22 protein-coding genes and 1 tRNA gene are annotated in these 19,931 nt (G+C 66.9%); 18 read left to right on the top strand and 5 right to left on the bottom strand.

Annotated elements, in window-relative coordinates; genetic code table 11:
• Window positions 1-51: 51 nt before the first annotated feature.
• The 3 genes from L3Q65_RS30900 (at window position 52) to L3Q65_RS30890 (ending at window position 1,753) form a co-directional block, all read left to right on the top strand.
• Entirely contained in the window at window positions 52-630 is a 579-nt protein-coding gene (locus L3Q65_RS30900; protein ID WP_220506813.1) for a GNAT family N-acetyltransferase, read from the top strand.
• 161 nt (window positions 631-791) lie between these two features.
• Window positions 792-1,607, top strand: a complete 816-nt coding sequence (glpR, locus tag L3Q65_RS30895; protein ID WP_237597319.1) for a gephyrin-like molybdotransferase receptor GlpR — start codon at window positions 792-794, stop codon at window positions 1,605-1,607.
• Window positions 1,608-1,680: 73 nt separating this feature from the next.
• A tRNA-Ala gene (locus L3Q65_RS30890) sits at window positions 1,681-1,753 on the top strand.
• Window positions 1,754-1,844: 91 nt separating this feature from the next.
• On the opposite strand, the gene L3Q65_RS30885 is transcribed toward L3Q65_RS30890, so the two are convergent.
• Entirely contained in the window at window positions 1,845-2,207 is a 363-nt protein-coding gene (locus tag L3Q65_RS30885) for a hypothetical protein (RefSeq protein WP_237597318.1), read from the bottom strand.
• Between the two features lie 275 nt (window positions 2,208-2,482).
• Between L3Q65_RS30885 and L3Q65_RS30880 the strand changes: the two genes are divergently transcribed.
• From L3Q65_RS30880 to L3Q65_RS30835, 10 genes are all read left to right on the top strand, one after another.
• Window positions 2,483-2,776: a hypothetical protein gene (locus tag L3Q65_RS30880; RefSeq protein WP_237597317.1), complete on the top strand. Its 294-nt coding sequence runs from the start codon at window positions 2,483-2,485 to the stop codon at window positions 2,774-2,776.
• Window positions 2,777-3,107: 331 nt separating this feature from the next.
• Window positions 3,108-3,395, top strand: coding sequence for a hypothetical protein (locus L3Q65_RS30875; protein ID WP_237597316.1), 288 nt, complete (start codon window positions 3,108-3,110; stop codon window positions 3,393-3,395).
• Complete coding sequence (locus L3Q65_RS30870; RefSeq protein WP_237597315.1) at window positions 3,395-4,024, top strand: DUF3558 domain-containing protein; 630 nt, start codon at window positions 3,395-3,397, stop codon at window positions 4,022-4,024. Before L3Q65_RS30875 ends, L3Q65_RS30870 begins: the two co-directional genes overlap by 1 nt.
• A 2-nt stretch (window positions 4,025-4,026) precedes the next feature.
• A complete protein-coding gene (locus tag L3Q65_RS30865; RefSeq protein ID WP_237601042.1) occupies window positions 4,027-5,322 on the top strand; it encodes a hypothetical protein in 1,296 nt (431 codons plus the stop codon).
• A gap of 33 nt (window positions 5,323-5,355) precedes the next feature.
• Complete coding sequence (locus L3Q65_RS30860; RefSeq protein WP_237600960.1) at window positions 5,356-6,129, top strand: ESX secretion-associated protein EspG; 774 nt, start codon at window positions 5,356-5,358, stop codon at window positions 6,127-6,129.
• A gap of 93 nt (window positions 6,130-6,222) precedes the next feature.
• Window positions 6,223-6,594, top strand: coding sequence for a hypothetical protein (locus L3Q65_RS30855; protein ID WP_237597314.1), 372 nt, complete (start codon window positions 6,223-6,225; stop codon window positions 6,592-6,594).
• Window positions 6,591-7,505: a hypothetical protein gene (locus tag L3Q65_RS30850; protein WP_237597313.1), complete on the top strand. Its 915-nt coding sequence runs from the start codon at window positions 6,591-6,593 to the stop codon at window positions 7,503-7,505. Before L3Q65_RS30855 ends, L3Q65_RS30850 begins: the two co-directional genes overlap by 4 nt.
• An 18-nt stretch (window positions 7,506-7,523) precedes the next feature.
• The gene (locus L3Q65_RS30845) at window positions 7,524-8,009 is read left to right on the top strand and encodes a hypothetical protein (protein WP_237597312.1); all 486 of its coding nucleotides are present in this window, start codon (window positions 7,524-7,526) and stop codon (window positions 8,007-8,009) included.
• On the top strand, window positions 8,006-8,854 hold the full coding sequence (locus L3Q65_RS30840) for a hypothetical protein (RefSeq protein ID WP_237597311.1): 849 nt from the start codon (window positions 8,006-8,008) through the stop codon (window positions 8,852-8,854). Before L3Q65_RS30845 ends, L3Q65_RS30840 begins: the two co-directional genes overlap by 4 nt.
• A 205-nt stretch (window positions 8,855-9,059) precedes the next feature.
• Window positions 9,060-9,209 (top strand): hypothetical protein, encoded by a 150-nt coding sequence (locus tag L3Q65_RS30835; protein ID WP_237597310.1) that lies wholly within the window; start codon window positions 9,060-9,062, stop codon window positions 9,207-9,209.
• An 859-nt stretch (window positions 9,210-10,068) separates the two neighbouring features.
• Here the strand turns inward: L3Q65_RS30835 and L3Q65_RS30830 are convergent.
• The gene (locus L3Q65_RS30830) at window positions 10,069-10,365 is read right to left on the bottom strand and encodes a hypothetical protein (protein WP_237597309.1); all 297 of its coding nucleotides are present in this window, start codon (window positions 10,363-10,365) and stop codon (window positions 10,069-10,071) included.
• Window positions 10,366-11,173: 808 nt separating this feature from the next.
• Between L3Q65_RS30830 and L3Q65_RS30825 the strand changes: the two genes are divergently transcribed.
• The 4 genes from L3Q65_RS30825 (at window position 11,174) to L3Q65_RS30815 (ending at window position 15,265) form a co-directional block, all read left to right on the top strand.
• Entirely contained in the window at window positions 11,174-11,647 is a 474-nt protein-coding gene (locus L3Q65_RS30825) for a hypothetical protein (protein ID WP_182889727.1), read from the top strand.
• A 212-nt stretch (window positions 11,648-11,859) separates the two neighbouring features.
• Window positions 11,860-12,030: an acyl carrier protein gene (locus L3Q65_RS47705; RefSeq protein ID WP_370648230.1), complete on the top strand. Its 171-nt coding sequence runs from the start codon at window positions 11,860-11,862 to the stop codon at window positions 12,028-12,030.
• A gap of 9 nt (window positions 12,031-12,039) precedes the next feature.
• Complete coding sequence (locus L3Q65_RS30820; RefSeq protein WP_237597308.1) at window positions 12,040-12,264, top strand: hypothetical protein; 225 nt, start codon at window positions 12,040-12,042, stop codon at window positions 12,262-12,264.
• The gene (locus L3Q65_RS30815) at window positions 12,251-15,265 is read left to right on the top strand and encodes a non-ribosomal peptide synthetase (RefSeq protein ID WP_237597307.1); all 3,015 of its coding nucleotides are present in this window, start codon (window positions 12,251-12,253) and stop codon (window positions 15,263-15,265) included. The genes L3Q65_RS30820 and L3Q65_RS30815 overlap by 14 nt, the downstream gene beginning before the upstream one ends.
• A gap of 126 nt (window positions 15,266-15,391) precedes the next feature.
• On the opposite strand, the gene L3Q65_RS30810 is transcribed toward L3Q65_RS30815, so the two are convergent.
• Both L3Q65_RS30810 and L3Q65_RS30805 read right to left on the bottom strand, forming a co-directional pair.
• On the bottom strand, window positions 15,392-17,152 hold the full coding sequence (locus L3Q65_RS30810; RefSeq protein ID WP_237597306.1) for a chitinase: 1,761 nt from the start codon (window positions 17,150-17,152) through the stop codon (window positions 15,392-15,394).
• A gap of 94 nt (window positions 17,153-17,246) precedes the next feature.
• Window positions 17,247-17,798, bottom strand: a complete 552-nt coding sequence (locus L3Q65_RS30805) for a hypothetical protein (RefSeq protein ID WP_237597305.1) — start codon at window positions 17,796-17,798, stop codon at window positions 17,247-17,249.
• A gap of 224 nt (window positions 17,799-18,022) precedes the next feature.
• Here L3Q65_RS30805 and L3Q65_RS30800 point away from each other — a divergent pair, with 224 nt between their 5' ends.
• Window positions 18,023-18,979, top strand: coding sequence for a LysR family transcriptional regulator (locus L3Q65_RS30800; RefSeq protein ID WP_182889732.1), 957 nt, complete (start codon window positions 18,023-18,025; stop codon window positions 18,977-18,979).
• Here the strand turns inward: L3Q65_RS30800 and L3Q65_RS30795 are convergent.
• Window positions 18,976-19,863, bottom strand: a complete 888-nt coding sequence (locus L3Q65_RS30795; RefSeq protein WP_182889733.1) for a carbohydrate-binding protein — start codon at window positions 19,861-19,863, stop codon at window positions 18,976-18,978. The genes L3Q65_RS30800 and L3Q65_RS30795 overlap by 4 nt on opposite strands.
• Between the last annotated feature and the right edge of the window lie 68 nt (window positions 19,864-19,931).

Below are 19,931 nucleotides of genomic sequence, written 5' to 3'. Positions count from 1 at the left end.
CGGCACCCCGGCTGGCCCGCCACGCTCGGCCCCCTGCGGATCCCGGCAGGCATGCTCGCCGTGCGCCCGGTGCGGCTGCGCGACGCCGGCGAGTGGAGCCGCGTCCGGCTGCGCGACCGTGAGCACCTCGAGGAGTGGGAGCCGACCGGGATCGGGCCGTGGGCCGACCGCAACGCGTTCTGGTCGTGGCCGTCGCAGTGGGCGGCCCTGCGCGGGCTCGCGCGGCGAGGGCAGTGCCTGCCGTTCACGATCACGGTTGACGGAAAGTTCGCGGGGCAGATCACTGTCGGTAATGTGATCCGCGCCGCACTCCGGTCGGCCTGGATCGGGTACTGGGTGTCGTCCGAGCTCGTACGGGGAGGCGTGGCCACCGCGGCCGTCGCGCTCGTGACAGATCACGCTTTCGATGCCGCCGGGCTGCACCGGCTGGAAGCGACCGTGCGGCCGGAGAACAACGCGAGCATCCGCGTGCTCACGAAGGCCGGATATCGGCAGGAAGGGCTGTTCGAGCGGTACCTCGACGTCGCCGGGGCCTGGCGTGACCACCTGTGCTTCGCCGTGACGAAAGAGGAGACCGGCGACGGACTGGTGTCCCGGCTGGTGGCATCCGGCCGCGCCGACCTGGCCTAACGGTGACTACGCGTTCTAAACCGATCACGCGTTACCACATCCTGTGAGATTCACCTAATGCGGTGATGCATTTTCGTGATCGAACCCGGCGAGTCTGCGCCTCCTGTGTGACTGTTGTGGCTAGCGTGACTACAGCAGAGGATCGGGGGAGGTGACGGGAGATGCCCAGTTCGGTGATCATCGTCGCGCTCGCCGCGGCATGGCTCGTCGTTCTCGTGCCCATGGTGGCTCGCAAACGCCAGCAAGTCGCGCGGACGCCAACCTCCGCGCTGGCCGCCCGGGTAGTGCGAAGGGGCAGTGCTCGCAACGAGGGACAGGAGGACGACGCCGTGTCCGACAACGCGAATCCTTCGGTGGAGGATGATCTCGCCGAACTCGAGGCGGAACTCGACGCTGACCTGGACGAGGAGCCCGAACCCGAGCCGGAGCCGCTCCCGCAGCCCGCTCGCGCCGAACGGGCCGCCGCGCCGCGTCGCGAACGCCGCAGCTACCGGCCCGGCCGAGGCGGCTTCGACCCGGAAGCGGCGGAAATCGCGGCCAAGGCCAAGTACGCGTTCCGTCAGCGAGTGGTCGTCATCCTGCTGATCGCCGCCGTCGTCACGGCCGCGATCGCCGGATTCGCGCTCTCGCTCGCCTGGTGGGCACACGCCGCGGTCGACATCGCCCTCGTCGGCTACCTCGTGTACCTCCGCCGTCAGGTCCGCATCGAGAACGAGATCCGGCAGCGCCGGATGGCCCGCTATTCGACGACGGCTCCTGCTCCTGCTTACGAGGCGTACGACTCTTTCGAGGAGGAAGAGGAAGACGTCGAGGTCGTCGCACCCGAGGTGCCGCGCGACATCGTGGAGCGCAAACCGTCCCCGATGTCCCGCATCCGCCGGCAAGCGGTCGTCGTCGATCTGGACGACGAGGACCCCGCTTTCGAGGAACTCGCCGAGCCCACCGTGGGCCCGTACCGCCGGGCAGTCGGAGAGTGACCCCCCGCTGTTCGGTGCCTGGAGGGCGCTGCTAAGCTTTCCAAGCACTGAACAACAGGGGCTCACGCTCCTAGGGGCTGTAGCGCAGTTGGTAGCGCGTCTCGTTCGCATCGAGAAGGTCAGGGGTTCGATTCCCCTCAGCTCCACAGTGGGTTGTTCACACAACTGAGGTAGGTTCGTTCACATAATCCCCGTTCGGCGGTCGCCGAACGGGGATTGGTGCTTTTGAGGGCTGGTTCAGCGGTCCACGTGGCCGAGGTGATTGGTCTGCCGGTCGAGGATCGGCGTGGAGGCGAGTTCGGTGGCGTCCTCGGCTGATTCTCGGGCAGGGGTGATCACGGGCTTCGATGCTGCGATACCAGGCGTGCGAAGGGGTGTGCTGATCCGGCTAGCTGCCTGGAGACCCAGTAGAGAAGGCAGTTGCGTGGTCGCGTCGGTCGCCAGCGTTCCAACGGTTTTGCCGTGCTCGATGTCCATGACGGTCTGGCGCGACAGCCCGGTCCGCTCGGAAAGGACGATGAACGACCGACCGCGGTCGTGGCGGAGTCGGGCGAGGTGCAGGCGCAGCGCGGCAAGGTCCGGCTCGGGCGGCAAGATCACTCGACCAACTCATGACACCATTGGTGCCCCAGTCAGCCTAGAGATCTTTGCTTTTTTGCAACGCGGGATGGCACACCGTTTCAGGCGAAAAATCACTCTGCTCGCCGCACCGATAGCCCTGTCCGCACTGGTCGGCTGCGGCAGCAGCGGCACCCCGGCAAGCGAAATGCCCGCCGAGCCAGGCCGCACCGTCGGCCAGCTCACAATCCTGTACGGCATCGACGAGGAAGGGCCGTCCAGGCAACAAAGGCTCCGAGTGGTGGGCCCCACAGGACGTGCACGTCCAGTGCTCGCCGGACCGCCTGGCACTGACCGCGACCAAGCCCGCGCAGGAGCCGCTGGAGATCGCGGTGCGCGCCGACAACACGGTCACGATCAAGCAAGGCCAGCAGCACGCTGGCCAGCTGAGCAACACCGGCCAACGCCACGGCGACACCTGGCAACTCCGTGCCAGCAGTCAGACAGTCACCTGGCAGCACAACAACAAAGACATCACTGCACTGTCGGTCACGGGCACAGTCCAATGCGGACAAGCACCGCCCGCCGCGCCCACGAGTTCCGGATACTGAACCAGCACGACAGGCCACAGCAGGCGACAATGACCGGCCCGGCTTCGGAGACGCCCTTCGACTGACGCACGAACAGGCCCGCACCGTGACCTGCGCCGTTCGCGAGACACACCGTGGCGGGTTGGCTACCATCGGTTCGGCTTGGTGAAGCTATGGGCGCGGCTAGCCGCAAGGGGAGGATGCAGATGGCTGAGCAGGCGACACCGCCAGGCGATACCGGTGCGATCGGAATGCTCACCGGGGCAAGCTTTTTCGTCGCCGACGGCCCAGCCGGCGGCGGAGGCGCGTCCGGGGCGGCGGTGCACCCGGCTTCTACCTGAGCAAGGAGGCCATGACCGCCGAACTCACGAACCTCCAGAACTTGCAGACGCGCATCGATTCTCAAATCGAAAAAGCCGTCCCGATGTGGAGCATCGTGCCGCCCGGGAAAGACCCGGCTTCGCTGCGGAACACCGATGCCAGCAACAACTCCGGGAACTACTACCGCGGCCACCTGATGCGGCAAAGCGCCTACCTCGGCTCCGTCATTCAGAAGATGAAAGACGCCCTTGGCATCCACGACGCGCACGACCAGCAGGCAGGCAAAGACATCACCAAGCAGGGCGAGGGACACTTCTGATGCGTTCGACCCGTTTCCGGATTCCGTTGCTGACCTTGGCTCTGGCTGCCGGACTGGTGGCATGCAGCGGAAACGGAGGGAAGGCCGATCCTCCCGGGCAGCCGCTGCCTGGTGCGGAGTCACCGAGCAGCAACGCTCAACAGCCCGCTTCAGACACTCCGAAGATCGCGAACCCGCTGCCCGCTTCGCTCGTCCAGGGCGATCCCTGCAAGGTGCTGACCGATGCGCAGGTGAAAACCCTGTTCTCCGGTGTGTCGCCTGCGGTGCAGCCATCGCAGGACACCGGGGTCGCCAAGCAGTGCCGTTGGTCCAACCCGAGTCGGGGTTCGGGCATCGGCGTGCAGCTCGTGTACGCCTGGAAGGACGGCCTAGGGCACGTCTACGCGAAAAAGAACGAGGGATTCTTCAAGGAACTAGCGCCCGTCCAAGGCTACCCGGTCGTCGCCTACGGACCGAGCGATGACCGTGCGACCGGGCGATGCAGCGTCGCCGTCGGCATCGCAGACGACGCCGCATTCGAGGTCGACGTCAAGCTGGCCAACGACCAAGTCGGACCGTCGGCCGATCCATGCCAGGACGCCCAGCACGTGGCCGACCTGGCCATCACCACCCTGAAGGCCGGTGCGTGACAATGAGCTTCATCGCGGACAGGTTCAACGCGTTCCTGAAGCAGATGCAGGCCGAGGGGAAGATCATCCTTCCAGGCGAGCTGGTGCGGCGGGTGAAAGCCGGGCCCGGCCCGGACAGTCTCGGGCAGGCGCAGCACGCCGCGTGGCAGCAATCACAGGAGCAGCAGGGCATCGAGTCCGACACCCTGACGGCGGTCGGTCGGTTGGAAAGCGCCTGGTCGGGGCCGAGCGGCGACGCGGCGAGAGGATCGCTGAAACCGCTCGCGGACGTGGCGACCTCGGCGTCGATGGCGTTGCACGACAGCCAGAACACCCTCGCCGACCAAGGGCACGCGTTCACCTCGACCCGGGATTCGCTGCACGACGTGTCCGACGACCCGCCGTCGAAGTCGGCCTGGGACACGGCGAGCCCGTGGGACACCGACAACGAGAAGAACATCAACGCGCGCAACGCCGCCATCCAGCAGAACAACGCCACCTATCAAAGCTTCACCGACACCAGCGACGGCCACGCCCGGAAAATGCCGACCGACTACGGGCAGGTACCCGATTCCTCGGACGGCACCTATGGGCTCGCTCCGCAGCAGGGACCGGTCGAGCATCCGCCTGAGCCACGCAAGAAGGAAAGCTTCACCCCGTACCCGCCCAGCCATTCCTACGGCCCGCCTGACCAGGGCGGCCCGGGGACCGTGCCACCGCCCGGATCGTTCTCACCGCAGCCGGGGCACGGCGGGGTCTCCGGCAGTCAACAGCAGCCTCAGCCCTACGTGCCGGCGGCCGCGCACGGTGACGACAGCACCCGCACGTCCGGCTACGTCCCGCCCGGATCCACCGGCACAGGCAACGCGCCCCTCCAGTTCGGGCCCACCGGCTCCGGCTATATGCCCGGCACCGGGCCCGGCGGCTCCAGCAGCTACCAGACCCCCGGATACCTCGGCAGCATGCCCGGGGCGTTCGGACCCGTCGGCGGCACCGGAACACCCGGGTCCGGCGGCAGCGGAGCGGGCGGCTCTGGTTCTGCCATGCGCGGCGGCCCGGGAGGCGCGGCCGGCGCGGGTGGGTCGTCCGGCGCTGGCCGGTTCGGTGAACCGGAACCCGGGATGCGCGGCGGAGCAGCTGGCACCGGTGCGCCCGGAGCCAAGGGCGCGAACGGGATGCCGATGGCCGGCGGCGCGGGCAAGGGCGGGAAAGGCGAGGAGGACAAGGAAAAGAAGGCCGCTTCCTACCTCCAGGAAGCCGACCCGAACGCGTTGTTCGGCTACGACGGCAAAGCGACTCCGCCCGTCATCGGCAAGTAAGCAGCATCAGCTGTATCGAGGGGAAACAACGTGATGCTGCTCGACGAACCCGTGACGCTGCCGCGCCTGGCGGTCGCGAAAGCCTGGGAATGGGAACGAGTCGGCCCGGCGCACCCGGTCATCGGTGTCGTCGACCTGTGGGTCGAAGACGCCGCCGCCGCGCGCCTGGACGACCTCACCCGGCAGGTGCTGGCCGAGCCGGGGTTCTACAACCTGCGCACCAACCGGGTCGCCGGAGAATTCCGCGACCTCATGCTGGCGGTCGCGAACGCCGACGCGGAATGCTACGGCTGGTCGGCCGACCGGCACGGCCGCGACCGTGCCCTGCTCGCGGTCCTGGCCGGCCGCAACGCCGTGCTGGCCACCGTCGAGGACGAGCGGCTCACTTTGACAGCGATCGGCGCGAACCAGTTCGTCCGCGCCGTCGTGAGTGAACTGCCCGACTTCCCGGCCGCGAACATCCGCGAATTCACGGTGCCGAAAGCCGAGTACGACGGCGGCTCCAGCAGCGAGTCGTACGACCTCGACACCAGCAGCGACTACACCGTCACCACCCCCGTCGATCAGCTCCGCGCGGTCATGGGGTCGCGGCGGGAAGCCGGCCATCAGCTGTTCGTCGCCGCCCGCACGGGAGGCCACCGGGTCGCGAGCATGCCGTTGACTGCGGTGGACAGCCTCGACCACGGCCGGGTCCTTACCTACCTCCGAGACAGCCCCCACGGAGACGTGGACATCGTCTGCGGACCCGGCAACCCCGGCTACATCACCGGCACCCTCGACAACACACTCCGGCTGCTTCGCAGCTGAACCACTCCCCGGAAATCCTGTCCTCGCGCATGGAAGGACAGGAACAAACTGACATCACCATGATTTGAGTTCGACTGAATCGAGGGTGGGAATATGGTTCATCAAGGCAAAGAGTTCGGCGTCGACCTGTACGAACTGGAGAAAGTGGCAAAGGTCGATTTTCCGGCTGTTTCGGCCGACTACGGCGACGCGATCGGCAGCTGCGATCGCGTCCTCGGCGGCGTGGATCGCGTGATGCGTCGTCCGGAGCAGTTCGGCGGCGGTGCACTCGGTCCGGTGTACCAGGCATATCTCGATCTCCACGAGACCGTGACCGGGTTCCTCAAGGAAACCAAAACCAACCTGGACGACACCGCTGCGGCACTGGGCACAGCAGCTCAGCATTACGCGGGGACCGACCAATCCGCGAGTGACGAACTGCATCGCCGCGCGCGACTCGACCCGTCCCTGGACGGCAAGCTGTGACCTTCGCTCAGCTGATGCAACACGCGAAAGACATCAAGGACAAGGCTGTCGAGCTGGCGATCAAGGAGCACGATCAGAGGTACGCGACCCAATCCGGGGTCATTCGTGACCCTGAGCCGTTCAGGCAGCATTACGCATTCATCGAATCGATGTTCGAGCCGTTCTCCAGAATGCCCGACCCCGCGGGCTACGATCCGCTGATCGCCGATCTGGACGCGGCCATGGCCAAGCTGAACACCGGGTCGGTCCACACGACCGAACTCACCAGCAACGTCAGCTTGGCCAACCCGAATCTGGACAAGATGACCACCGATGGCGGCTACCTGCAAGGCTGGACCGGCGAGGCCGCCATGGCGTTCAAAGCAAACTTCGTCGACACCTTCAAAACTGTCGCAGGGAACCAGTTCACCGTGCTGTCCACCCTCAAAGGCGTGCTCCAAGCGCACCAGGCAATGTGGGCCAAGGCACGGGACGATATCGACAAGATCGCGGAGAACACGAAGAACGCACTGGACAACGCCGGCGGTTGCGGCAAGAACCAGTGGACCTTCGGGTTCTCGGTGCTCTCCGCGGTCGGCGCGATCGGCGGCGTCGTCGTCGCTATCGCAACCGGGGGCGTCGTGCCGCTCGCCGCCATCGGAGCAGCCGCCTCAATAGGCAGTGCGGGCATAGCCAACATCACCGCATCCGGCGACTCGGTCGACACGATCGTCAACTCGATGAAGCAGGCGGTAGACGATCTCACCCGGCACATCCAGGAGGTCGAGACGCAGCAAATCGCCGACAAGGTGCGAGCGCTGACCGATGCCGTGCGCGCGAACAAGGACAAGCTCGTCTCCGCCCGCCCGAAGCTGGCCGGGATGAACGAACACGACCTGGCCAGCGACACCGGCATGGGCCGGTCGGACTGACGACAGGAGGGGGACGTGATGGATTTAGCCGAGAGGCTCGACGGCATTCGAGTCCGCGTACACGCGCCTGGGACCGAGATCGAAGCGGAGCTGCGCCGACGCACAGACATCACCGTGTCGTTCGGGGAAAGCGTCTACGAATTCATCGACGAATCCGCGCTGGAGAACGCACTGGCCAGCATCGCACGCCTCCTGTGGGCCGGATGGCAGCGACAGTACCGGGCAGCGATCGGCGAGACGGACCTGAGCATCGATGCCGATGATCTGCGGGATTCGAACTTCTTCGCCGATCGGGCGAAGGTCGAGGCGATCGGGAAGTCGAGCGACGAGCGGATCACGATCTCCGCAGTAGGCATGGAGAACTTCTCGGTGCACCTCAGGCCCGGCACCGTCCGGGAGGTTCCGGAGGAGCAATTCACCGCGGGCGCTTCCGAAGCAGCCGCGAAGCTGATCCAGGACTTTCAGTCCCAGGTGGACGAGCTTAAGAAGCGGTACTACGAATGACTAAACGCAAACTTCTCCTGGTCACGGTCGTCGCGCTGCTGGTGGTCACGGCTGGCGTAGTCGCGGTGGTGCTGACCACCCGTGGCGATGGGTCGGCGGCACAGCCCTGCGACATCCCGAATTCGGTGCGGGAACAACCGGTGTCGGCGAAAACCGGCCCCACCGGGGGCGGGATCGAAGTCACGGAAAAAGGCGTGTCCTCATCGGGGTTGGCGAGCATGGGAGCGGTGCTGCGCAATACCAGCGACCACATCGCCTACCGGACCAAAGTCGCGCTCAAAGTGATCGTCTCGGTCAACGGCCTGCCGCCCGGCCCCATCCAAGGCGCACCGATGACCATGGAGATCCCCGTGATGCTCCCCGGCGAACACGTCGGCATCGGGAGGACGCTCATCAATGTCGGCGGGAACGACAAGGTCAACTCGGCCGACGTCGACGTCCAGACCACGACCTGGCTGCCGAACGGCGCACTCGGCTCGTTCACCCCGGCGACAACCACCTACGAATCCACCAGCCGAGTACCGGCATCCCCTCCGGCCGACGCCGTTCGCTACACCGAAAAATCGACCAACTGCCGAGTACTGTCCAGCCGGCGCACCGCCGTGGTGTTCCGCGACGCGAGCGGCAAGATCGTGGGCGGAGACCTGGTCCCGCCCGACGGCAAAGGCAACCCGGCAGGAAGTCCCCAGCAACCTCCAGCAAGTCCGTCCTGCTCGCCTGGGGAGCGCAGCACCTGGATCGTGCCACTCCAGCACATCCCGCAGAACACCGACGAAAAACGGACAGAGCTGTACTCCTACTGCGACCTGAACGTCCCTCGGCCGGACGTCAACGACGCGCTCTGACCCGCAAGCGAGCAAACCCGAAGCGTCAGCGCCGACAGGGCCAGTTGCAACGCTGGCCCAATCCGCGTTTGAACAACTAACCCGGAGTCGACATGACTGCCTTCGTGAGCGGGGGTTGTCGACGTATCGACCGAAGTGCTTCGCCGAGCCGCCGGTGTGTTCGCTCCGGCGGCGAGGCAGGCGGGAAGCGGCAATAAACCAGCTCGTGCATTGGCTGCTGGCGCAGCTTTACAACGGTATCGACCTCGCCGTGCCGTGGTGGCCGGTTCGCTATGCAGCCTACCTGCTGACCACGGCAGTGGCGTCGGCGTTCCTGGCGCGCTTTGTGTGGAAGCGTGTGTTCTCACTGCAATGAGGGTGAAGAGCGACCGCGTTTCCCGTTGGCGGACCATTCGGCTCGGGAACCAGCTGCTACGGGCGGGCGGGATACGTCCAGGCCAGGACGATGTAGTCCCCGACAATTCCCGTATGACGCGAGCGTACCTGAGCGCAGGCCGCGTGCTCGCGCCTCCTCACGTCTCCCGACGCCGGTTGGAACGCCACGCTTCCCGCGCCCTCGCTGCGACTCGCGTGCTCGAATGGGGGCTGCGGCTTCTGTCGCTGGCCGGCCGCTGGAACACGATCGCCTGTATCGGAATCGCAGCGTCCGCGGTGGTGTGGCTACGACCGCCCTGGGAGTCAGTTCCCGGGACTTGGCAACAAATCGTCGACGTCCGCGGGTGGATCACGACCCGACCCCTGCCGTCGGTCCTCGGCGAGACCTCCGCGTAGATCTCCGTGCAACGCGCGGGTGGACGTCGGCGTGTGGAGAGTCGCGCGAACGTCGGTCTTGGCGCGGCGGGCAGTCCGGTGCGAAGGGAGTTGCGCGGCTCGACAGGAGTGCCGAGCTGGGCGGTGAGCGGCAGGTTGCTGTCTGTCCGGGCGTTGGCGTTCTCGCGGTCCCGGTCCTGCGCTTTATGCGCAGCTTCAGCGCCGCTGCCACGACAGGCCGGCCGAGTACTTCACCTTCGCGCATGGCCATGATCACGACGAGGACGCAGGTCGTTTGAGCGCGCTCCGCAGGCAGTCCCGGATGTCCTTGATGGTCCTCGTCGGCGGTGCTTGCTCGCAGCACTGGCCTGGTCCACTGTGGACAGTTTGTTCGCCTGCTGCTGTGCCTCAAGAAGCTGAAGACGAGCAATGCGCTCTTCCGCTAAGAGAAGTTGACGTGCGTCTTAGGCGTACGGCTCGGCGACGGGCCCTTTCTTCTCTTCCTGATGCAGTTTCAGCCGCGTGTCGTGGGCTTCTTCGAAAAGTGAAGCAGTGCGGGTCATGCGAACCCAGTTCAGGTGAGCGGCTAAAATTTGGGCAAGAAAGTCTTCGGCTTGGCGGAGCCAGGGATCAAGGAATTTGGCTCCGACGGTCAGTTCGGCAAGCTGCATGGCTCTGGTCGGCGTTGCCGTGCACCACAAGGATCGATCACGACACGCGGTATTTCCCACGCGTTCCGCCAGTCCGGCCTGCTGCAACACGTTCTCCGTGGCGCAGTCGCGGGGTCGTCGATGACCGGATCGGCCGGACGCGGCGGGTCGAGCACTCCCAGTCGCTGCCCGGCCAGTACTTCTGGGCCAGGTCCGGAGTGCTCTCTGTCGACAACCTGCTGGCTGAGGCGGACTGGCGGGAACTCACGTCTCGGATGGGACGGCCGCGTTGGGCGTGGCGGCTGCGGCGGGTCTTCGTGCGCTGGAGGGTGGCTCGGTCCGGGCGGATGCTGTCGACTACGTCGTGCACTGCTGCCAGGGACCGCCAGGCTGGACGGCGACCGGCTATCTGATGCGCAACCATCAGTCTCCCGGGCTTTGTCCGGGCGACCAGGAATGCCGCGCGTTGCCCAGGAATCGGGGATGGTCGCGAACGAGTCGTACGATGCTGTGGTAATTGTCCGAAAAGTTCTTAGTGTCCTTTTCTATATCGATCGCGCGATAGTCGGGTTGCGGGAGTGGTGGCGATCGTGGCCCTGGAGCGTACGTGAATGCGCGAACTGCGGTCGAATTCGATTGCCGCGTTCAACTTTTTCATTTCCAGCAGTTGTACACGTGAACTTGATGGCATCGTGATCGCCCTGACATCCTGCCACGGCCGTTCGGCATGAGCCGGCGGGATGCCCGTGCGGACGCGAAGGATTCCCATGAGCGATCAGGATCTGCTGCCATCACACGCGCGACGCTACTGCCTGGATCCAGTGACGATGCCGTGGGGAACCGATGCGCGGCTAATGACGACCGGTGCTGACGGGGTGCCCGCCGCGAGTCTCGCAGCGGAGGGCGACGACCTGTCCACGTGGAGATCCGAAGTTTTCTGCCGCCCTATTTCACCGCTGGGCAGATCCACAAGTTGCGGCCGATGATCGGCGTACTGGTCGGCCAGCAATTGAAAGTGCTGGAACCCGGCGGAAACCCGGCGGATCTCGTCGAGGCGTTCGCGGGCCCGTTACCGCTGCGCACCGGCTGTGTCGCGCGTGGTATTCCGCCCGAAGCGGAGGCCGATCTTGACGAGGTCACAGCCCACGAGCCAGGCACACATCGCTGCCTTGATCGTCCTTGGCGCGCTGGCGCTGTTCGACAACTGGGAGCAACTGCCCGCCATCCTCGACGAGGTGACGATCGCGGGCTCAGCAGCCGTGCCAGGAGAACGAACGTCTGCGGGCTGCCGCTTCGGCAACAACATCGCGGGCCAACGACAACTCGACAGTCGTGGTTTGCCTGCCATGCCACCGAAACTCGCGATACCGGGCCTGGACCAAGCCGTGCGTGACGACCGCGGTGCGGTTGTGATCGGTGCGATCGACTGGTCCTGGTTCGCGGAGTCGGTTCAGACCGCTCGGCCGACCAACCTCTTGGGCCGAATCCTCGAAGCGACCACTGCCGCCTCAACCGCATGCGTGCGCGAGCCGCCTTCTCGGATGACGCGCTCCGCGAGCAACTGGCGGGCTCAGCGTCCGAGAACGGACACGGCGCCGGTCCGACCTGGTTCGCACGAAGATCGCGGATCTGCTCGGCTATCGCGACCGGGCCGAACTGGATCTGACTCGGAGTTTCCGGGAGATCGGCTTCGACTCGGTGCAGGCGGTCGAACTCACCGCTGCCGCCGACGCCGAGCGCATCCAGTTCATCAGCGACCAATTCGGCATCACCTGAGGAGCGCGCATGGAAGACGGTCGGTGGATCCGCGGTTTCGGTCCTGCCTCTCACCGCACCGTCCGGCCGGTGTGCTTTCCGCTTCGCTCGACGAAGCCCGCGCACACGTCCGGGCACTTCGCCATGACCGGCTACCCCGGTGGGCACTTCTGCCTGGACCGGCCCGCACGGCAGCTCAACGAATCCATCATCGAAACGAGCACCATGGAAGGAGCGTCTCGTGGCCGTCAGTGAGGTGTTCACCAGGCCGATATCGCCATTGGAATGGATGCGGCTGGCCAGTCCACCGGACTCGATGGCCATCCAGATCGTCGTCGAAGGCGCTGGTTCCCTGGATGTCGAACGGCTCCGGCACGCGGTGGCGGTGGCGGGCGATGCCTGTCCAGGCGCACGCCTCGTGCGTCGCGGGCGCCGGTGGGTCGACTCCGGTATCGCTCCGGAAGTCCGGGTCGTGGCAGGCCACGCGGCAGACGTGCCGGACCTGATCAACTCGCCGGCGCTGGCCCGCCCGCTCCGGGGCGACCGGGGACGGCCCATGACCGAGGTCGTGCTGTTCCCCGGGCCAACGCCGACGATGGTGTTCCGTACGCATCACGCACTCATGGACGGTCGAGGCGCACTCACCTGGGTGGCCGAGGTGTTCGCGGCGCTACGTGGCGAGCAGGGCCGGCCCGCGGTGGATGCAGTGACCGAAGCCGACCTGCTGGCGCAGGCCGGTGTGGAGCCCCAACCTCCCGCTCGCCGCTTCGTCGATGTGGTCCTCGAAAGTCGCGCGGCGGCAAGCCGGAGGACAGGGGTCCGCCTGCGGCGCAGCGTCACCGGGAACCATCCGGCGCTGGTCGCCAAGATCACCGAAGCACTGGTCCGGCAGCACGACGCCGACGAGCTGATCTGCCTGATTCCGGTCGACCTGCGTCGCCACCGGCCGCAGGCCAGGCTGACCGCGAATCTGTCCGGCGGACTCACCCTGCCGATCAGTGCGTCGATGACCTGGCAGCAGATCCACCAGCGTCTGCTGCTCGCCCTGAGCCGCAACGAGGAACTCGCCAGCTTGCCGACGTCGAAGGCGGCCGCGTCGATCCTGCGCCTGCCCCTGGGACTGCACCGGGCGACCGGCCAACTGGCCGACGCGACGCTGAGCCGGCGAGGTCAGGCGCCGTGGCACTTCGCGATCACCCATCTCGGCCAAGTCGAACTGGCCGAGTTCAGCACGGCGGACTTTCAGGCGCGGACCGTGTACTCCGCGCCGTGGCGCGGTCTGCTGGTGCCACCGACGATCAGCATCATCGAGTGCGACCGACACACCGAGATCGTGCTGAGCATGGACGACGATCCGGCGCTGACCGCCCGGGGCGAGCAGTTGCTGGACGGCATCGTCGACAGATTGGCACCACCGGAAAGTCGTCTGTCCGGTGGCACGCCGGACCCGCGATACGAGCAGGGCACACTGGTCAGCCTGTTCCGCGCGGCCGTCGCCGCCCACCCTGACTCGATCGCGCTGTCCACCGACGACTCCGAGGTCACGTTCGCCGAACTCGACCTGCGGGCGACCGCGGTGGCGGCCGAGCTGCGCCGGCGCGGCGTCCGGACGGGCGACGTCGTCGGCGTCTTAGCCGGTCGTTCGATCGCCGCGATCGCGGCGATCTTCGGCATTCTCAGGGCCGGTGCGGCGTTCCTGCCGTTGGACACCGAACATCCCGATGCGCGCCTGGCCAGTGTGCTCACGGCCGCGGCGGCGCGGGTGTGCGTGGTGGAGCGGGCACATGCCGGCCGGCCCGCGGTCCCGGCGGGTTGTGCGGCTCTCGTGCTGGAGGACCTGCCCACCACGACTGAGGAGACCGTCGAGATCGCGGTCGCCCCTGAAGATCTCGCGGCGGTGTTCTACACGTCCGGTTCGACCGGCAGGCCGAAGGGTGTCGAACTCGAGCACCGCAACCTGGCCGGCTATGCGGGCTGGGCCATCGAGGCACTCGGAATCGACGCGGACTGCTGTTTCGCCATGTTCAGCTCCCTCGCCTATGTGGGGCCGTACACCGCGGTGTTCCTGCCGTTGTTCGCCGGTGGCCGGATCGAGCTGGCGACCGGCGAACCGAATCACGTGACCCTGCGCCGGCTGCTGCGCGAGCGCGGGGTGAACTGCCTCAAGGTGACACCGTCACACCTCGAACTGATCAACAGGCTCGACGTGCGGGCCGAGGGCATCCGCTTGGTGGTGTTCGGGGGCGAGCGCTTGCGCAGTTCGGTGGCAGCGCGGGCCCAGGAGATCTTCGGGCCGGAATGCCGGATCTTCAACGCCGACGGTCTCACCGAAATGAGCGGCGGCTGCACGTTGCATCGGTATGACCCCGACCTCGACGACCCCGCGCGTTCGGTGCCGATCGGCCGTCCGGTGCGGGGGACCGTCATAACGCTGCACGACCCCAACGGTGTCGCGGTGCCCGAAGGCGAGGTCGGCGAGATGTACTTCGCGGGCATACAGCTGTGCCGGGGCTACCACGATCGCCCGGAGCTGAACAAGGAACGCTTCGTCCAACTCGCCGACGGAACCCGCGCCTACCGCAGTGGCGATCTGGCTCGGATGCTGCCCGGCGGCGAACTGGAGCACATGGGACGCATCGACGACCAGATCAAGATCCTCGGCCACCGGATCGAGCCCACCGAAGTGGCAGGCGCGCTGGAAAAGCATGACGCGGTGGTTCAGGCGCTGGTCGTGCCGCACACCCGGGACACCGGGCACGAACAAACGACGCTGTGCGGCTATGTCGTGCTGTCCCGGCCAGTGCCGTCCGCGGAATTGATCGCGCATGCCGCGTCCCTGTTGCCACGGCACCTGGTCCCGTCGGTGGTGCTCACGATGGCGGAGTTTCCCCGCATCGCCAACGGAAAGATCGACGTCAAGGCATTGCCCGACCCCTATCCGGCGAGGGCCGACGCCGAGCGCCAGACCGAGCCGCTCGACGACATCGCGACCCAGGTCGCCCGGATCTGGGCCGACACCCTCGGGATCGGCATCGCCGAGGTGATCCGTCAGGGGGACTTCAACCTGCTTGGCGGTGACTCGATCTCGCTGCTGGCCATGCTCGCGTCGGTGTCCCGCGAGCTGGTGCGCGACGCGGGCACGGATTTCGTCGGCGCCAGCGAGAAAGTGATCGGCAACCCGACGCTGGACCAGGTCGTCGAAATGGTCCACGAACTCAACGGTCCAACGCGGTCTGCTGAGCACCGGGCTGGCTGATGCCGTCCGGCAGGCTGATCGGAGGGCACGAGTCCGAACAAGGCGAAGCGAGGGCGACCGTTGCCGTCAAGGCGAACACCGAGGGGTTGCCGCCAGGTCCCCGTACGTGGCTGACGTACGGGGACCTCAGCCGAGTCCGTCCAAGAACGGTCGATGAGCGTTCTGGAACTCCCATTTGTAGTACCGATCCCAGTTCACCGACCAGGTCATCAATCCTCGCAGCGCGGGTGACGGTCCGCCGCGCAGGGCGTAGGACCCGCAGCCGGTTCCGTGGGCCAGGCAGGTTACGGCGGTTTGGACTTCGGTCGGGGAGACGTAGCCGTTGCCTGCGCTGACGGCCGCGGGCAGGCCGACGGCGATTTGGTCCTCGCGGAGGCCGGGGAAGGTCTGGCCGGTGTTCGCGACCTTGAAACCGGACTTCAGCATGTCGGTCATCGCGATCAGGAAGTCCGCGCCGCCCATGGTGTGGTACTGGTTGTCCAATCCCATGACTGGGCCGGAGTTGTAGTCCTGGACGTGCAGCACCGTGAGGTCGTCGCGCATGGCGTAGATGACCGGCAGGTAGGCCCCGGTTCGGCTGTCGCCGCCGCCTGCGCCGCCGTAGAACTGGTAGCCCACCTGGACGAAGAAGGTTTCGGGGGCCATCGTCAGGACGAATTTGGCTCCGTAGCGGGCTTTCAAGGTCTTCAGCGCGGCGATCAAGTTGACGATCACCGGCGTGGTCGGGTTGTGGAAGTCCGTGTCGCCCGAGTTCAGGGACAGGGACTGGCTTTCGAAGTCGACGTCCAGGCCGTCCAAGCCGTACTTGTCGATGATCGCCGAGACCGAGTTGACGAAGTTGTCGCGGGCGGCGGTGGTCGTGAGCTGGACTTCGCCGTTCTGGCCGCCGATCGAGATCAGGACCTTCTTGCCTTGCGCCTGCTTCGCGCGGATCGCCGCGATGAAGTCCGCGTCGCTTTCCACGCCGGGGCATTCGGTGGCGGAGCAGCGGTTGAAGCGGACGTCGCCGGAGGTCACCGAGGTTGGTTCGGCGAAGGCCAGGTCGATGATGTCCCATGCGTTCGGGACGTCGGCGAGCTTCAGGTATCCCGAGCCGTTCGCGAAGCTTGCGTGGACGTAGCCGATCAGTGCGTGTTTCGGCAGGCCTGCGCTGGTGCAACCGCTGGTGGTCGCGGAAACCGCGGGGGTGTGGGCGGATTCGGCCTTGTCGTTGTACGCGGTGACCGAGTAGCTGTGCGAGGTGCAGGCGGTCAGGCCGGAAAGCGTCGTGGACGTTCCGGGCACGGTGGCGCGCAGGGCGTTGTCTTCGTAGACGCGGTAGCCGGTGACGGTGCCCGCGGCTGCGCCCCAGCTCAACGCGATCGATGTGTCGGAGACGGTGCCGACAGTCGGGGTTCCCGGGACGCCGGGTCCGCCGGGGGTGTCGCCGCCGGGACCGTCGAGGACTACGTCGTCGGCGTAGTACGTGCCTGCGCCGTACCAGCCGTGCAGGTACAGCTCAGCGGACGTCTGGTTCGCGGAGGTGGTGAAGGACAGCGAAAGCTGGCTGTACGCGGAGGCGTTGGTCCAAGTGGACGAGCCGCCGGTGACGCCGAGGTAGACCGGCGCGCCTTGCACCCAGGCGGAAACCGAGTAGGTCGTGCTGGGGCGCACGGACACGGTTTGAGTGCATTGGCCCTGGTCGGAAGCGCCTGGCGTAACGGCCAGCGCGTAGGTTCCCGAGTGCACCGGCGTCTTCACCGCGGTGCCTGCCGGGCAGGTCCAGCCGGATGTCGAACCGGCTTCGAAACCGGGGTTGGCGAGCAGGTTCGCCGCCTGCGCCGGCCCGCCGACGACAAGTCCGGCTGCGGCCAGCAGGAGCACGACGAGGAAACGAGCACGCTTCATTGCGGTTCCTCCGGTCCGATGCGACCCCCTGGCTAGCTATTGTCTAGACCACTTGCGAAGTTGTCCAGACCTATCGGACCGACGAAAGTCGGGATCAGGCGTTGAGGTCGAAGCCCTGCACGTACCAGGCTCCCTCGTGCTTCTGAACCTTGAAGGCGAGGCTGAACGAACTCGTGTTGCCGGTGGATCCGATGAGTTCGAGGCTGCGCAGGGTGCGTCCGTCGAGCTTGACCGCGGTGTCGGGCACGGTGACCTGGTCTCCGGACGTGCTGACCTCGTCCACGGTGACTTTCCCCTGCGGCGGCAAGGTGACGCCGGGCTTGGCCCAGGCGTCGTGCAGCGACTCGGCGCTCTTGCGCGCCGCGGGGCTCTTGCACAGCGTCTTGGCGTCTTTGCCGGGCGGCAGCACCGGAGCGCTGGACAGGCAGGCTTTCTCGTAGTGCTTCTGCAGGATCTGGGTGACCCAGCGTTCGACCGCGGTCTGATAGGCCGGGGCACCGGACGCGGGCTCCGCTTCGGACGGCTTGGGGGCGGTGCTCGGTGGCGGGGCCGCCGGTCCGGGCGTACCGGCCACGTCAGTCGAGCCGCACGCCGCGAGGCTCAACAGGATCGCTGGCACCAGGGCGGCGCGTGTCCTTGCCGTCACGGAAAATCCCCTTCGCTGTGCTGGATTACGGGACCAGAGCGTCGGGCCTGGATGGTGGAGAGGTCAACTAAATCGGTCGAGGGGTGCCTCATCGGACACCGGTACTGACCTGCGTGTCCGGCGGCGGCGGCGCCTTCGCGGTCGAGTACCGACTCGCGTCGGTAATTCCCCGCGATCTACGGCGTTACAGTGACCAGGCGAGAGGGGCGGCGGCCGGAGGAGTCATGGAGCTGGAACTGCGCCACCTGCGTGCGCTCGTGGCCATCGCCGACGCGCACAGTCTCGTTCGCGCGGCCAAGGCGTTGCACGTGTCTCAACCGGCGTTGTCCGGGTTGCTGCGGCGCGTCGAACGGTCGGTCGGCGGGAGTTTGTTCGCACGCTCGCCGACGGGATGTGTGCCGACGCCGCTCGGGGAGGACGTCGTCGCGGACGCGCGCGCGGTGCTGGCGGGGATGTCGGCGCTGACCGAGCGGGCGGGCGCGCGGCGGGAGCCGGCTGGGGCGATGCGTCTAGGCGGGTACAGCGGGTTTTTGCATCTCGCGTTGGCGAGGTGGTTGCGGGATCAGCCGTGGTGTCCCGCGGTCCGAGTGCACGAAGAGCAGGACGAGGCACGGACGTTGGCGGCGCTCGCGGACGGGGAACTGGATCTCGCGCTGGTTTACCTTGCGCCGCTTCCGGATCGGATCGTTCCGGACGGCGTCGAGAGCGTCGTCGTGCAGGCGCGGGAGCCGGTCTTCGTGATTCTCGCGGAAGATCATCCGCTGGCTTCCAGCGGGGAGATACCGCTGGCGGAGCTGGCCGCGTATCCCTGGGCGGACGATCCGCCGTGGACGACGCGGTGGTCGGTGTACTTGCAGGAGGTCTGCCGGCAGCGCGGGGTCGTGCTCGATCAGCCGCATCGGCCGCAGTGCCTGGCTACGCTGCTGGATTTGGTCCGCGAGGGCATGGCGGTCGCGCCGGCGTTGGCGACTCGGGAGGACCGCCACGGCGGGATCGTGGTGCGGGCGATCGAGGACGCGCCGCTGTGGCAGGAGCTGCGGTTGTGCTACCGGCCGGGCACGGCGGTCGCGGACCGGGCAGGCGAGATATCCCGGAAGGTGACCCGGGATTACGCCGACCGGCAGGGGTGCAGTGCCGCGTTCGACCGCTGGTGGCACGCACTCCTGCCGGCCGGGGCCTAGACGGTGACGCGCCAGTTGCTGTTCGGCGTCGGCACCTCGAACTGCAGCGACGAGCAGCTGTAGTCACTGGGGTTCGGGTTGGCGGTCGGCTGCAGCGGCGAGTTCGACTCCGTCGCGGGCGTCCACTGGCCGCCGATGCGCAGTTGCAGCTGGCTGGATTCGAACACCTTGCCCTTGGCGTCCGAGCAGTAGTACGCCTGGCCGGTCGACGGGTCGACGGTCGAGTACAGCTCGAAGATGTCCCAGCCCTCGTTGAGAGTGCTCTGGTCGCTCCCGCTTTGCGAGAACAGGTCGTCCCACTTGCCGGTCTTCACGTTGTAGAGCGAGGCGGTCCAGCGGTTGCTGCCCGCGTCGGTCTGGACCTCTTGCACGGTGAACGCCGGGTGTCCGTCCACTGTGGACGTGTAGTTGCCGAGGAACGAGCTGTCCAGCGGGACGACCTTCGCCGGTCCGATCGTCCCGCACCAGTCCCAGGCCCAGACCTGACCGCCCTGGTCGAGTCCGTACGCGGTGACGACCTCGATGCAGGAATGGCCGGTCGGCTTGACCGTCGGGGCGTAGACGACGTCCGCGCTGTTGGAGAGGCGGAGGTCGGGAACGACACTGTGCGTGACGAGAATTCCGTCCGCGCCGCTGGACAACTGCGGTTCAGGGCCCCAGAAGGTGTGCTGCTGCGCGTCGATCCGCGGCTTGACGGAGCGGCCGGCTTTTTCGCGGCGCAACTGGAGGAACTTGTCTGCGGCGGTCCCGGCGGCGGCTTTCGCGGCGGCCCCGGTCAGCCCGGGCACCACCCCGCTGTCCGGAGCCGCGGAGACCGGCGGGCTGCCGGCGACGACGGCCGCGGCCGCCAGGGCGGAAGTGAGCAGGGCAAAGAGTTTCCGCATCGATGCATCTCCTCGTCGTGGGCGAAGGAAACGCGCGGAGGGAAGAGAGTGTCCGTCCGCGGGACACG

Source organism: Amycolatopsis sp. FU40, from assembly GCF_021903635.1.
GTDB lineage: Bacteria > Actinomycetota > Actinomycetes > Mycobacteriales > Pseudonocardiaceae > Amycolatopsis > Amycolatopsis dendrobii.
This window is presented reverse-complemented; position numbering and strand designations above follow the sequence as displayed.

Coding starts and splice junctions, on each gene's coding strand:
- L3Q65_RS30900 (WP_220506813.1), top strand. CDS start 52: ATGCTCGCCGTGCGCCCGGTGCGGCTGCGCGACGCCGGCGAGTGGAGC.
- glpR (WP_237597319.1), top strand. CDS start 792: ATGCCCAGTTCGGTGATCATCGTCGCGCTCGCCGCGGCATGGCTCGTC.
- L3Q65_RS30875 (WP_237597316.1), top strand. CDS start 3,108: ATGACCGCCGAACTCACGAACCTCCAGAACTTGCAGACGCGCATCGAT.
- L3Q65_RS30870 (WP_237597315.1), top strand. CDS start 3,395: ATGCGTTCGACCCGTTTCCGGATTCCGTTGCTGACCTTGGCTCTGGCT.
- L3Q65_RS30865 (WP_237601042.1), top strand. CDS start 4,027: ATGAGCTTCATCGCGGACAGGTTCAACGCGTTCCTGAAGCAGATGCAG.
- L3Q65_RS30860 (WP_237600960.1), top strand. CDS start 5,356: ATGCTGCTCGACGAACCCGTGACGCTGCCGCGCCTGGCGGTCGCGAAA.
- L3Q65_RS30855 (WP_237597314.1), top strand. CDS start 6,223: ATGGTTCATCAAGGCAAAGAGTTCGGCGTCGACCTGTACGAACTGGAG.
- L3Q65_RS30845 (WP_237597312.1), top strand. CDS start 7,524: ATGGATTTAGCCGAGAGGCTCGACGGCATTCGAGTCCGCGTACACGCG.
- L3Q65_RS30840 (WP_237597311.1), top strand. CDS start 8,006: ATGACTAAACGCAAACTTCTCCTGGTCACGGTCGTCGCGCTGCTGGTG.
- L3Q65_RS30820 (WP_237597308.1), top strand. CDS start 12,040: ATGGAAGACGGTCGGTGGATCCGCGGTTTCGGTCCTGCCTCTCACCGC.
- L3Q65_RS30810 (WP_237597306.1), bottom strand. CDS start 17,152: ATGAAGCGTGCTCGTTTCCTCGTCGTGCTCCTGCTGGCCGCAGCCGGA.
- L3Q65_RS30800 (WP_182889732.1), top strand. CDS start 18,023: ATGGAGCTGGAACTGCGCCACCTGCGTGCGCTCGTGGCCATCGCCGAC.
- L3Q65_RS30795 (WP_182889733.1), bottom strand. CDS start 19,863: ATGCGGAAACTCTTTGCCCTGCTCACTTCCGCCCTGGCGGCCGCGGCC.